17 protein-coding genes and 1 pseudogene are annotated in these 13,159 nt (G+C 35.6%); 14 read left to right on the top strand and 4 right to left on the bottom strand.

The window, feature by feature from the left end:
• Positions 1-4: 4 nt before the first annotated feature.
• The 13 genes from MAQA_RS15625 (at position 5) to MAQA_RS08145 (ending at position 7,715) form a co-directional block, all read left to right on the top strand.
• Positions 5-571, top strand: a complete 567-nt coding sequence (locus tag MAQA_RS15625) for a glycosyltransferase family protein (RefSeq protein ID WP_241463164.1) — start codon at positions 5-7, stop codon at positions 569-571.
• On the top strand, positions 558-1,274 hold the full coding sequence (locus MAQA_RS15620; protein ID WP_241463163.1) for a glycosyltransferase: 717 nt from the start codon (positions 558-560) through the stop codon (positions 1,272-1,274). Before MAQA_RS15625 ends, MAQA_RS15620 begins: the two co-directional genes overlap by 14 nt.
• A 13-nt stretch (positions 1,275-1,287) precedes the next feature.
• Positions 1,288-1,617, top strand: a complete 330-nt coding sequence (locus MAQA_RS13770) for a hypothetical protein (protein WP_052008542.1) — start codon at positions 1,288-1,290, stop codon at positions 1,615-1,617.
• Positions 1,614-2,459, top strand: coding sequence for a glycosyltransferase (locus MAQA_RS08185; RefSeq protein ID WP_052008541.1), 846 nt, complete (start codon positions 1,614-1,616; stop codon positions 2,457-2,459). Before MAQA_RS13770 ends, MAQA_RS08185 begins: the two co-directional genes overlap by 4 nt.
• An 84-nt stretch (positions 2,460-2,543) precedes the next feature.
• Complete coding sequence (locus MAQA_RS08180) at positions 2,544-3,119, top strand: YveK family protein (RefSeq protein WP_241463162.1); 576 nt, start codon at positions 2,544-2,546, stop codon at positions 3,117-3,119.
• A 133-nt stretch (positions 3,120-3,252) separates the two neighbouring features.
• Positions 3,253-3,801, top strand: a complete 549-nt coding sequence (locus tag MAQA_RS08175) for a tyrosine-protein kinase family protein (RefSeq protein ID WP_159099969.1) — start codon at positions 3,253-3,255, stop codon at positions 3,799-3,801.
• Positions 3,791-4,312, top strand: coding sequence for a hypothetical protein (locus MAQA_RS08170; RefSeq protein WP_036073010.1), 522 nt, complete (start codon positions 3,791-3,793; stop codon positions 4,310-4,312). Before MAQA_RS08175 ends, MAQA_RS08170 begins: the two co-directional genes overlap by 11 nt.
• Position 4,313: 1 nt before the next feature.
• Positions 4,314-4,499 (top strand): hypothetical protein, encoded by a 186-nt coding sequence (locus MAQA_RS08165; protein WP_036073008.1) that lies wholly within the window; start codon positions 4,314-4,316, stop codon positions 4,497-4,499.
• A 32-nt stretch (positions 4,500-4,531) separates the two neighbouring features.
• Positions 4,532-5,161: an O-antigen ligase family protein gene (locus tag MAQA_RS08160; RefSeq protein WP_036073005.1), complete on the top strand. Its 630-nt coding sequence runs from the start codon at positions 4,532-4,534 to the stop codon at positions 5,159-5,161.
• Entirely contained in the window at positions 5,142-5,600 is a 459-nt protein-coding gene (locus MAQA_RS14700) for a hypothetical protein (RefSeq protein ID WP_193786421.1), read from the top strand. Before MAQA_RS08160 ends, MAQA_RS14700 begins: the two co-directional genes overlap by 20 nt.
• Positions 5,512-6,066, top strand: coding sequence for a hypothetical protein (locus MAQA_RS14695; RefSeq protein WP_193786420.1), 555 nt, complete (start codon positions 5,512-5,514; stop codon positions 6,064-6,066). The genes MAQA_RS14700 and MAQA_RS14695 overlap by 89 nt, the downstream gene beginning before the upstream one ends.
• A 46-nt stretch (positions 6,067-6,112) precedes the next feature.
• Positions 6,113-6,547 (top strand): DUF6270 domain-containing protein, encoded by a 435-nt coding sequence (locus tag MAQA_RS08150; protein ID WP_241463161.1) that lies wholly within the window; start codon positions 6,113-6,115, stop codon positions 6,545-6,547.
• A gap of 127 nt (positions 6,548-6,674) precedes the next feature.
• On the top strand, positions 6,675-7,715 hold the full coding sequence (locus MAQA_RS08145) for a CgeB family protein (RefSeq protein WP_036073002.1): 1,041 nt from the start codon (positions 6,675-6,677) through the stop codon (positions 7,713-7,715).
• A 51-nt stretch (positions 7,716-7,766) separates the two neighbouring features.
• Here the strand turns inward: MAQA_RS08145 and MAQA_RS08140 are convergent, their stop codons facing one another.
• Both MAQA_RS08140 and MAQA_RS08135 read right to left on the bottom strand, forming a co-directional pair.
• Positions 7,767-8,387, bottom strand: a complete 621-nt coding sequence (locus MAQA_RS08140) for an SDR family oxidoreductase (RefSeq protein ID WP_036072999.1) — start codon at positions 8,385-8,387, stop codon at positions 7,767-7,769.
• Between the two features lie 477 nt (positions 8,388-8,864).
• A complete protein-coding gene (locus MAQA_RS08135) occupies positions 8,865-9,860 on the bottom strand; it encodes an NAD(P)/FAD-dependent oxidoreductase (RefSeq protein WP_036072997.1) in 996 nt (331 codons plus the stop codon).
• A gap of 439 nt (positions 9,861-10,299) precedes the next feature.
• On the opposite strand from MAQA_RS08135, the gene MAQA_RS08130 reads away from it, so the two are divergent.
• On the top strand, positions 10,300-11,511 hold the full coding sequence (locus tag MAQA_RS08130) for an NAD(P)/FAD-dependent oxidoreductase (RefSeq protein WP_036072994.1): 1,212 nt from the start codon (positions 10,300-10,302) through the stop codon (positions 11,509-11,511).
• Between the two features lie 115 nt (positions 11,512-11,626).
• Here the strand turns inward: MAQA_RS08130 and MAQA_RS08125 are convergent.
• Both MAQA_RS08125 and MAQA_RS08120 read right to left on the bottom strand, forming a co-directional pair.
• Positions 11,627-12,489, bottom strand: a pseudogene (locus MAQA_RS08125) (PhzF family phenazine biosynthesis protein).
• A gap of 156 nt (positions 12,490-12,645) precedes the next feature.
• Positions 12,646-13,086, bottom strand: coding sequence for a hypothetical protein (locus MAQA_RS08120; RefSeq protein WP_036072992.1), 441 nt, complete (start codon positions 13,084-13,086; stop codon positions 12,646-12,648).
• Positions 13,087-13,159 lie beyond the last annotated feature (73 nt).

The following is a 13,159-nucleotide window of genomic DNA, read 5'->3' as shown; positions in this document are numbered from 1 at the left end:
ATAAATGATTGCAAATGAAAAAGAAGATTTATATATTTCGGAAAATAAAGTGGAAAAACCGATGAAAGTACTGTTTTTTATTTCCAGCTTTCCGAAGCTATCAGAGACTTTTATTTTAAATCAAATAACTGGACTGATTGATCGTGGAGTTGATGTAGAGATTCTTGCTTGGAATAAAGCAAAAAATAAGAAGGATCACCAAACTGTTTTAGAGTATGATCTGCTTTCGAAGACAACGTTTCTTGATATTCCATCAAAAAAAGGAACACGAATTTTAAAGGCTACTCTATTGTTTGTGAAATTGTTTTTTAGGAATAAAAAAGTAGCATTAGAAACTTTGAAGTGGCGAAAATACGGACAAATGTCTTCGTCATTGCGTTTGCTGTATAGTGCCCCTTATTTTCTTTCACGCAAACAGGCAGATGCTGTCGTAATTCATTATGGTCCCAATGGAAATATCGCCAATTTTTATAGGAAGTTAGGGCTTCTCGACGAACGGGCAATGGTTTTTTTTTCACGGTCAAGATATTACCTCTTTTGTGAAAAAATGGGGGAAGGTGGTCTATACTGATTTATTCGCTAGTGATATAAAATTGTTGCCTATCAGTTCTTATTTTGCCGAGAAACTACAAAACTATGGTGTGAGCAGAGAAAATATTGCTGTTCATCATATGGGTATCGATACTGATGAATTTAATTATCAACCTTCACTAAAACAAAATCCGCTACGATTTTTGACAATTGGAAGATTAACGGAAAAGAAAGGGATGGAGACGGTTATTCATACGATGGCACTTTTGAAAAGCCGTTTATCTGTACCATTTCATTTGGATATATTAGGTGATGGGGAACTGAAAAAAGAATTGCTCAAACTGATTGATGAGTTGCAGGTCAATGATGTTGTAACTCTTCATGGAGCGCAAACTCAAACAGTTGTCAAAGAGACTGTTGAAAAGGCTACTGTAGTTATTCAGTTAAGTAAAAAAGCTCAAAATGGAGACATGGAAGGGATTCCAATGGTATTGATGGAGGCGATGTCACGGGGGAAAATAGTGATTTCTACTTATCATAGCGGTATACCAGAGCTGATTAAAAATAGTGAAAACGGATTTTTAGTGTCAGAAGATGATCCTAAAGAGGCCGCAAATAGCATCATGACTCTCTTACGATTGGAACAGTCAGAATGGAATGAGATGTCACTAGCAGCGCGTAACACAATTGTTTGTGATTTCAACTTAGAAACATGGAATAATTCTTTATTAAAAAAAATGTAAAGGATGAAGAGCATTGAAAAAAAGAGATGAGAAGCGGATTTTCATGTGTAGCTCAGTACATGTTTGGTCCGATACAAGAATTTATTTTAAAGAGGCAAAATCGCTTGCCAATAAAGGGTTTCAAGTTGAATTTTATGCGTTAGACTTTGAAGGAGAAAAAGAAAACATTCCTAATCTAGAAATGCACTATTTACCAGCGCTTTCTCGAAAAGAACGATATCAGCATATGCGGGTTTTATTAAAGGCATTTGAGGAATCAGAAGCGAAAAATTTTCACTTTCATGATCCAGAACTTTTGCTCTTAGCAAAAAAAAATCAAAAAAAAAATATGGAAATGAAGTGAAAACGGTTTATGATATGCACGAGCATTTACCCGCAGCCCTTTTAACCAAGCAGTGGATTCCTCGTTTTTGTCGTCCCATTGTATCTAAACTTGTAGAAGTAGTTGAAAAATATTATTTAAAATGGGTTGACGCTGTGATCTATGCAGAGGTTTCCTATAAGCAAAATTACGCAATGAATCAAGCAACTAAAACTGTCGACGTACTGAATTACCCAGTCATGCCACCAGAAATCCAGGAAATAAATTCGGAAAAATTCACACTAATATATGTAGGAGTTTTAACAGAACAAAGAGGACTTTTCAATATGTTAGAGCTTGCTAAAGCTTTGCGGGAAAAGGGCTGTCATGATTTTAAGTTAAAACTAATTGGACCGATTTTTACTAATGAAGAAAAAATTGTGGATTTTATTTTAAGGAATAAACTTGAAAATCATATTGAGCAACTTGATCGGATGCAGTATAAAGATATCTGGCGTCACTATTATCAAAGTCATATTGGACTATGTTTATTACATCCTACTCCAAACAACTTGAATTCACATTCCACAAAGCTATTTGAGTATATGGCAGCAAAACTACCTATAATTGCCTCCAATTTTCCAGATTTTACACGAATTTTAGCTGAGGCAGATTGCGGGTATACAGTTGACCCTTTTGATCCAGAAGGGGCAGCAGATCTTGTAATGAAACTCAAAGAAGACAAACATAGGAGTCAAGAGATGGGAGAGAAAGGCTTCCGAGCTTTTGAACAACTATACAGCTGGCAGCATGAATCTGAAAAATTAGTTGGATTGTATGAAAATTTCGAAAAAAAGAAAATAAGGTTGGGGATTTATGAATAAAAAAAAATATGACTGTGGGAATCTTACTTCAAACCATTAAAAAAAAACATATTATGGCTCGTTTTGATTATCTTAGTAGCACAAATGAGTGTATGGGTGTACCAAAATTATATTCATATTGATGAATATCAAGCAGAAACCTCTCTCTTAATTAATGTAGAGCAAGAAGAAAATGTGCTTTATACACAAGAAGGTATTCGTAATAATATTCAGCTTATTACAACTTATTCCTCAGTTTTAAAGAGCAGTAAAATCATGAGTTTAGTTAATACAGAAGAAAAAATTGCTGGGAAAGACGGTAAGGGACTTAGTAAGCAATTGGCAATTAGCTCTGATCAAAATTCACTAGTGTTTCACATCACATATACAGATCAAAAACGTGAACAAGCAGAACGAGTCAGTCAGGCATATGTGGAAACAGTTGAAAAAGAAATTCCCAAGCTATTTAAAGGAAGCACAGTTATTATATTGGAAAAACCAAGCATTCACTTAGTTAGCCAAGGATTTTCTATGAATTTAATAGCTTTGTTTGTCAGCCTTATTCTGGCGACTCTCTTTATTTTACTAAAGGCATTTATGGACAGAACAATTAAGTCACAGGACCAAATCACGCAATTGAATATCACTTATCTAGGGGATGTTCCCGAAGTTAAGGAATAAGGAGCTGAGTAATACGTGGAAAAAAACTTAGAGATGGGTCAACAATCTTTGAATCGAATCCTTCAAGAAAAATTTTCGGCAATCCAAACCAATATTCAGTATATGCATAGTCAAGATGATATATTTCGGACCATTGCCATCACTTCTTCGAACAAAGGAGAAGGAAAAACTTTTTTTTAGTATAAATTTTGCCAAAACGACTGCTAACTTCAAGCAAAAAGTATTATTAATTGATGCAGATTTTTATTCTCCAAGTCTGACAAAACAATTTAGACTAAGAGGAAGAGCCGGACTTTCTAATGTTTTGACAGGGCGTTCAAACTTTCATGATGCAATTTATCATGCTACAGAGTACTTGGATGTTTTAGCGATTGGTACGATTCCACCGAATCCACTTGAATTACTACGGGTCCAAGGTGTGGAAAGTGTTATACAGGAAGCATTAGAGACTGACTATGAATGTATCATCTTCGATTGTCCACCAATTAATTTGTTTACAGATTCTAGGCTTGTCGCTTCTTCATGTGATTTAGGCATCCTAGTTGTCAATAGTAATAAAACTAGAGAAGAAGAACTTTCTAACGCGAAAAAATTATTAGATAACTCAGGAGTTAAAGCCGTTGGAGCTGTATTAAATAACGTTAAATATAATAAAAAGAAATATGATTACTATGGCTATTAAAAAAACTTTATTTGGAGCTTTATTTATTTTAATAAGCATCATTTGTGCGATTTATCCACTTATTATTTTGCCGGTTCTTCTGATTGGACTTTGCATTTTTATTATGGATGTTCAACTAAGACGCATCACTCGATTTTTATTTGTCATCGTCGTTATTGCTGCCATATTTGGTCCCTATTTGAGTATTCCAGGGTTTGGAGGATTGTTTTTATTTCGAGTAGCACTTCTTCTCCATTTTGTTCTTTTCTTATTTGAAAAGAAAGATTGGGCATGGCTTTCGAAACTTAAGGTTCCGTTTCTTGCATTTAGTTTATGGATCTTGTTTTCTATAATCACATTGATTTGGAGCCAGGATATGCAATTAAGTTTACGAGCTATTTATTTTCAACTGGAAAGTTTGTATCTAATTTTTATTATTGTGTACTACGTGAGGCAAGTGAAAAATTTGGAAAAATTGTTTTTTTTGGATTATGCCACCATTTCTCTTATCCATTGGAGTAGGGTGTTATGAAATGTTGACAGGAAATCATTTATGGTACTCGAGTTTGAGCGAAAATGGGTACCCAGATTACCGTCCGACTGGGCTTCTTACCAATACGAATGATTTTAGTTCTTACTTGTCCATCTACTTCCCAATTTTTGTTTATTTACTACTTAAAAAAAAATTCATGGTGGCGTTGGCTAATTGTTTTAAGTAGTGCAGCTGTCTTATTTTCTTTGGTGGTGGCAAGTGAATCACGAACAGGACTTTTTGGCATGTGGAGTTACGCTGCTTTTGATCGTCATCAAGCTGTTTTCAAAGCAAATCGTAGGTATTCTGCTATTTATTAGCATGAATTTAATAGGTATCTATCTACTTTTCATGAAACTTATTGAAAAACAGGAATTTAGTTATTTAGTTGGAAAAGAGACATCAACAGATCAGCGGATGCTTATTTATGAAACGGCTTTAAACGTAGCAAAGGACAGTCACTTTCTTGGAGTAGGCATTGGTGTCGTTCCAAACTATATCTTCCAAGCGCTCTACGGAACGGTTAATATTCCTATCCAAATGCAGCAGACGATGAGTGCCCATAATTTTTGGCTAGCCACTTTAGCGGATGTAGGAATCCTAGGTTTATGTTGTGTGTTATTTTTCTTCTCATGGTTATTCTTTTTTGCAGTTAAATTGTTTGTAAGCAAAAAGGGGTTGCTTGCAGGGGTACCTTTATGTATTCTTATGGCTTTTATTGCTATTTCAATTGGCAGCAGTAGCATTTTTGAAATGCGTGTCGTATGGCTTGGCATTGGGATAGCTCTAGCAATCATTCATCTGAATTTGAGGGGGAAGGAAGAGGAATATGAAGAAAAAATTTATTAGTCTATATTTTAAAATGATTAGTAGAAAATATCGCTCAAAAGATAATATTGTCCAATACACATTCAAAAAGAGGCGAAAACACGACCAATTGATTATCGTCTTTAGTGCATTTTCACGTCCTGGGATCCCTGCAACCTATAATTATATGGCTACTACAAAAGATGTTGCGGCTGATCGGCTCTTTATTTTAGATGATTTTGGGCATAATAAGCAAGGTGGCTATTATTTATTTCACGAAGGTTCCAATAATCCTGAGAAAATAGTCACCGAGCTCATAAATAAGATACGAGCAAAAAAAAAACTATCAGCAAATTATCTGCGTTGGAACGAGCAAAGGTGGCTATGCGGCGATGTATTTTGGCTTGAAAATAGGAGCAAATGCGATTATCTCTGGAGCCCCACAATATTTTTTAGGAAATTACTTAACGGATATCCCTGAAAAAAAAGAGACATTTGAAGGGATGGTGGGGAAAGGCACGACTTACTCCGTTTCCGATTTAAACCGATTGCTCAAGGATAAAATTTATGAGAAAAAGGGATGTCAGACACAATTCTATGTCCATTTCTCAACGAAGGAGCATACGTATAAAGAACATATTGCAGATTTGATTAAAGATTTAAAAGCAGGTGGCTATCCTCTGATTTTAGACGAACATGAGTATTTAAGACATCAAGAAGTTGCCACTTATTTCCCGCCGTTTTTACAGAGAAGCCTAAAAAAAGTTAACAAAGGAGTGAAACGCATTATGGTTCAAAAAATCGCAGTATTAGGCACTTGCTTCAGTCGGAACTTCTTAAATTCGAGTGATTATTTTAATCCTGAATATAAAAAACATTATTCCGTCTCCTTTACACAGTTTCATTCTTCCATGATTACACTTATAACCGAACCTTTTTTTCTTTAATATTGATCACTATGAAGATATTCCACCTGAAAAAAAGAAGTTTGTTGTGGCCGATTTTGAAAAGCATTTTTTTCAAGAATTAAAACAAAAGACACCAGACTTTTTAATTATAGATTTATACACGGATGCGCTTAAAAAAATAGCGTTTATAAAGGCTAACCAAGCAGTAACCATTTCGCCAATTATTGAGCAAAGCCGAATTCGACAGGATTTGGCCATCGAAAAATTAGTGAGCCAAGAAAACTGGCAACAATTTTTAGAGGAATGGATTCGTGCGGTACAGCTATTTAAAGAAAGAATTTCGCCTTATTTAGCTGAGGAACAACTTATTTTAAATCAAGCTGAGCTAACAACAAGTTACTTTGATGCAAGGGGAGAAAAAGTGGCCTATAAAAACCTTCCACAGCTTATGAAGTACAATCAACTATGGTTGGAACTAGACCAGCACTTTTTTAAAAAATATTTCCGAAAGCCAATGTGATCAGTATGCGGGGAGAACCTTACATTGGAGATGCTCGCTATCCATTTGGACATTCTGTTGCACATTATCAGTCTGACTACTATAAAAAACTTTATTCAAAATTTAATCATGTTATAAGAGGTGAATCATGAATCAAAGAACCATATTATGTGTAGGGGCTACCTTTCCAGGTGCTAATAGTCAATCTTTTTTCGATGGCTTTCGAGCGCTTGGCTTTCAAGTAATCACTATTTCAACGGATTATTATTTTTATAATTATACTTATGCAGAACGAGCGTACATGAGAATGATGAATAAACCTTATTCGTGGAAATATCAACAATTTAATGAAAGAATTATGGATGCGTTAAAGAAAGTAACTCCTTCCATTCTTTTTGTAGCGAAAGGGCTGTGGGTGAATTCAGAAACGATTGATTATGCCAAAAAATTGGGTGTTAAAACTATTCATTTTCATCCGGATTTTCTATTTGATGATCATTACCATACATCAAAGGTATTAAATGATGCCATTACTCAATATGATCTAGTTGTTACACCTAAAATAACAGAAGTTATAAAATATAAAAAACATGGCTGTGCTCATGTAATGCAAATTCAATATGCATTTGATCCGCTTATTCATCATCCTATTAAAATGAGCCAAGTTGAACAACAACATTATGGATCACTGTTAACGTTTGTTGGTAGAATGGAGAAGAAACGATCGGAGTGGCTTGAGGAAATTGCGAAAAAAGGGTATGATGTCAAAGTTTGGGGAACAAATTGGAATAGATTACCTAAAGATAATTTTTTGCGAGATTTTTGTACCTATGAAGGGGTATATATGCAAAATATGGCGAGAGTATTCGGAGCAAGTCAAATTTCACTAGGCTTTTTAACCCACCTATCTGATGAACAACACACAGCGCGTACTTTTGAGATTCCAGCCAGTGGAGGATTCCTCTTAGCCGAACGGACTGTTGAACATAAAGAACTGTTTATTGAAGGAGAAGAAGCTGATTTCTTTTCAGATACAGAAGAGTTGCTTGCTAAAATTGATTTTTATTCTAAGCGATCAGATATCGTTGAAATAATTAGACAAAAAGGGTATGAAAAGGTGCAGAAGTTATCTGCGACCTATAAACAAAGGGCTATTGAAATCTTAACCTTTTTGGACCATTACTGTTAGAATAAACAAAAAGCATCCTCCAAATTATTAAAGGATGCTTTTTAAGCGCTACTAGAGATAATCTTTAATCGGAATATCGCCATTAGCAAATGTATAGATTCTTTTATAGGTCTTTTCTTCTGGTAAAACAGCAGCAACAAAAGCAGCAACATCAGAACGGGTAACGCTCGACTTGCCAAAAGCGGTAACATCAGAAACTTTCCCGGTAGGGTCATCATCTGAAAGTGTAGTCGGACGCAAGATGGTGTATTCGAGTCCACTGTTTATGAGAGCATCATCTGCTCGTCCTTTTGCCTCAAGATAAGTTTCAAGCGATTTTGGTCCCTTTTCAGGCTCGCCAGCAAAAAGAGAGCTAATGAGTACAAATCGTTTTACACCATATTCTTTTGCAGTTTCTATCGCCTTTATCGCGCCAAATTGATCAACTGCAATAGTTTTATCTGCCCCGGTATGACCGCCAGATCCTGCTGCAAATATAACCGCATCAATTTCATCATAAGCATAGCTGAAATCTTTTTCCAAGTCCCCGATAATAGGATATCCACCTAAGCTTTCTAATTTCGGCATTTGTTCAGCTTTTCTCACCATGGCTCGTACAAAATTAGTTGGACTAAGCAAACGGACGATTTTTTTACCAATTTGTCCGTTAGCACCGATAACTAATACTTTCATTTTTTTCCTCCTTCCTTCGTATAAGGAATAATATACTTTTCCCGAATTTTTTTATTTAAAAACGTAAAAAATAACAGATTATTTCGATTACTATTCTAAAAATATAAATAAAGCGCTTACAAAAGTCGTTTATGACCTAGAATGGACTTTTTACGACATTTTTCGTTATACTACCACAAATTGTGATAATATCTAGTTATAGAGAGATAGATAAATAGATGAGGTGATGAAGAGATGCTAAGGAGGATCAAGCAAGGGTTACTTCAAAACAAGAAGCAAAAAGAAGAGAATGCTTCACTTGAACGGGAATTGCAAGAACTTAGAGCCCGGATGCACCGCATTCAACAACAGATTTACAGTGATAAAGAGAGACGCTTAATAAAGCCAGAGAATAGATGAAAAGCAAAACCAAACCATGATAGAGTCTTTTACGGAAAAAAAAGGACTTGGCACCTGCCAAGTCCTTTTTAAGTTGTGTTAAGAAAATAGGGATGTAGAATGCATCGGCTGTGCTCTTGTACCAGGATCAATAAAAGCTACTGCGTTGTTTACAGCGGTTGGAGCTTCACCAAAACCAGTTGCAATAAGTTTGACTTTCCCGTCATACGTACAAATGTCACCTGCACAGTAAATACCGGGTATCGAACTTTCCATTTTTGAATTGACGACAATCGAATTTCGTTCTATTTCAAGGTTCCAGTTTTTAATTGGACCAAGAGAGGAAACAAAACCATAATTGACAATAAAATCATCAATAGCCAGTTCTTTTTCTTGCTCGCCTTTTACTTCATTTAAGATGACCTTTTCAATACCTGCGTCATTTCCAACTAACGCGGTGGGAATGAAAGGAGTCAAAATTTCAACACTTGAATTTTGCAAGCGTTCAACGCTATGTTCATGAGCGCGAAAAGCCGCTCGTCTATGAACAATCGCAACTGAGTTTGCAATCGGTTCAAGCATTAAAGCCCAATCAACAGCGGAGTCGCCACCACCACATACGGCAACATTACGTCCCTTAAAGCGATTTAAATCGTTGATAAAGTAATGCAAGTTTTGCTCTTCATATTGTACAGCGTCATCTAGTTGCAGTTTACGTGGTTCGAAGGCACCGTTTCCGGCGGTAATGATAATCGTTTTACTGTAATGAGTATCTCGATCCGTTGAAATCTCAAAAGTCCCATCTGCCTCTTTTTCAATCGAAGTAACGGTTTCTCCAAGACAGATTTCTGGTGAAAATGGATTCATTTGTTCAATTAAATTATTCACCAGTTCCTGCGCCCGAACTTTTGGGAAGCCAGGAATATCATAAATATACTTTTCGGGGTAGAGTGTGGAGAGCTGTCCCCCAAGCTGTGGTAGACTTTCAATGATTTTAACGCTGACGTTTCTCATGCCACCATAAAACGCCGCAAAAAGTCCAACTGGACCGCCTCCGACGATCGTGATATCGTAAATTTTAGTATTTTTATCCAACTATGTTCCCCTCCAATTGCAAAGGATATTATGCACCAACATAATACATCTATTCTAGCACAAACTCTTTTGAAAAGATGATAGTTTATCTTAAAATTAGCAAGAAAATAAGTTATTGTTTTCACAATCTTTTTATAAAATAACAAAGAAAGAGTTTTGTGTATAGATTAACTATTTGTTAAAAATGTAACAAAATAGTCGAAATGATCAGTTAGCGGCTTTTCTACTCACAAAAAAACCAGACCATTAAAATTCCTTTGAATTATAGTGTTTTATGGCTTGAAATCTATCTGAAAAACGTCTATCATTATAGTTATAAGTGGTATTTTTCACGCAGGGTAGATGTATCAGCGCAGGACTCTACGCTTACTGTCCAAAAGGAATCATTTGCATAGTAGTTTGTGAAAAAAATATAAAGGGAAAGTAGATGTGATTACAGATGAGTAAACCAAAAGTTGTCATTTTAGGCGCAGGTTATGGTGGACTAAAGACGCTTAGAAAACTACAGCAGGCAAATGCTGAAGCTGAAATCGTTCTTGTGAACAAAAATGACTATCACCAAGAAACAACTTGGCTACACGAGGCAGCAGCAGGAACACTAGAACCAGAAAAATTGGTTTATCCAATTTCAAAAGTTGTAGATTCCAATAAAACAACTTTCATTCAAGATGAAGTAGTTAAGATTAATAAAGATGAAAAAACCGTAACACTGAAAAACCAAGGAGATATTTCTTATGATTATCTTTTAGTGGGACTTGGTTCAGAAGCTGAGACTTTCGGTATCAAAGGTTTAAAAGAATATGCACTTACGATTACAAGCATTCCATCTGTTAAAGAAATTCGTGCGCATATCGAAGAACAATTTTCAAAATGGAAAACAGAACAAAAAGATGAACTGCTTACAATCATTGTTGGTGGCGCAGGTTTTACTGGTATTGAGTTCCTAGGTGAATTAACCAATCGGATTCCTGAACTCGTTAAAAAATACGATGTTCCGCGTGAAAAAGTTCGGATTATTTGTTTAGAAGCTGCACCAAAAGTATTGCCACAATTTGACCAAACTCTTGTAGATTATGGTGTTGGCGTGCTTGAAGATCGCGGCGTGGAATTCCTTGTGGGTAAACCTGTTAAGGAAGCTACTCCAGATGGTGTTCGTTACGCAGAAAGTGAAACTGAAGAAAAAGAAATCAAAGCAGGAACTATTATTTGGGCTGCAGGTGTTCGTGGTAGCAGTGTAATTGATGCTTCTGGTTTTGAAGCAGGTCGTGGACGCGTTAAAGTAAACCACAACTTAACGGTTCCTGGAAATGAAGAAATTTTAATCATTGGTGACTGTTCACTAATTATTAATCCGGCAAATGATCGTCCGTATCCGACAACAGCACAAATTGCGATGCAACAAGCAGATGTTGCTGCAATTAATTTGGCTAAACTTATCAAAGGTGAAAGCGATCTTGTTGATTTCGAATATCATGAAAAAGGAACAGTTTGCTCGTTAGGTGATAATGATGCAATTGGTGTAGTCTTTGGCAAAAATATTAAAGGCTATCCAGCTTCCTTCATGAAGAAAGTCATTGATGACCGTGCGTTACTATTGATCGGTGGCATGGGTACAATGATGAGTAAAGGGAAATTCAAATTCTATAAATAAACACTTGAAAAAAACACCTTGTTCAATCGAACAAGGTGTTTTTTTTGTCTAGTTTTGAATAAGATGCGGAAATAAAAAAATGAAAGCTTTTTGTCAGAATGGTTCTTATGGTCATTCAAATGGAGTCTATATTTAAATATTTCGTTTCGCAATAGTAACCTCTTCCGCCGACATACACTTTTTCTATTTCCTTTTCAGCTGTAATAGCCAATTTAACTAGTATCTCAGAAGGCGAATTTAAAGCATATCCTTGTTCAAATACATAGGATTCTTGTCGCAAGTAGCGATGCTTGTAAAGATAACAGGCTAATGCACCATTTGAAGTTCCAGTGGCTGCTTCTTCATTGATATCATATAGTGGGGCGAAATTTCTAGTTATAATTCGGTTGTCACCGAATGTATATAAATGCATACCGACAACGTCATAATGCTGACTAATTTCTTTTTATTTTTTTCAAAATTAGGTTGTAATGCTTCTAACTGTGCAACGTTTTTTATAGGAATTAAAATGTCTTTTAATCCAGTAGAAACAATTTGAATAGGGTGTTTATCATCGATAGATTCAATATCCATACACTCGCTGAAACTATTTTTGGATATAGTTTCATAGAAAGCTGGCTTATTTTGCTCCATAAATAAAATATCCTCTTTTATCGTGATAGTAAGAACACCGCTATTTGTTTCCATTGTATAATGAGTTCTCGAAAGCTTATTGAAATGAAGGAGTATTGCGAAAGAGCCGATTGTGGCGTGACCGCAAAGATCGACTTCTTCTTTTGGGGTGAAAAACTCCAATTTATAATCAGCTATTTTAGATTCTGATATAAAAGCAGTTTCTGCATAACCTAGCTGTTTGGCTATTGCCATTTTTTGAGGGATAGACAGTGTATATGAATCCTCAACAAACACAACACCCGCTTTATTTCCCCCTTTTTTACCTTTGCTAAATGCACTGGCAACATAAACTGGTATTTTCATAGGCTATCTCCCTTTCTCACATATGTTAATTGTAGCATAGAAAGTACGGTGTATGAATATCATTGGAAAGTGAGCCAAGTCGATTTTAACCACTAAACTCTATCTAGAAACAAAAACACTTTCCAATAAAGGAAAGTGTTTCAATAAAAATAAGCATTAAAAACGTGTAGAACTTGGTTCAAGCGTATATCCTTTGTAGAGCTCAAGCGCAGATGAAGTTTCGATTCTCCGCAGTTCGAGTAAGGTTGTAAAAATTTCTTTTACAGAACAATTCAAATTTTTCTTATCGTGATGAATCGTAATGAATTCCATTAGAGCTGTATAAAAATCAAAGTGACTTACTAGCATATCTTCGAAATCAATATTCATGTCGCGCCTGTCTTCACCAATATTCCGGACGGAGGCGGTGATATCTTCAGTAGAACATTTTTTTAGAGATTGAACGAATAAACGCTTAGCTTCAGAGTATTGCGCATCCAAATAGCCGGGAATGTATTTTCGCTCCTGATATTCTTTTGATTTAACATAATAAGTGCTAAACCAGTAATTAATGAGTTCGTCTGAATGTTCTTCTAAAAAACGAATAACGAATGTCACAAGATTCACTTCCTTTTCGTTTATAAAACTATTGTAGCATGTTCGGAAAACAAAGTGTGTGACAGTTTGGTGA

It is taken from the genome of Listeria aquatica FSL S10-1188 (genome assembly GCF_000525795.1).
Classification (GTDB): domain Bacteria; phylum Bacillota; class Bacilli; order Lactobacillales; family Listeriaceae; genus Listeria; species Listeria aquatica.
The sequence above is the reverse complement of the archived record's forward strand: the minus strand, read 5'-3'. Positions and strand labels throughout refer to the sequence as shown.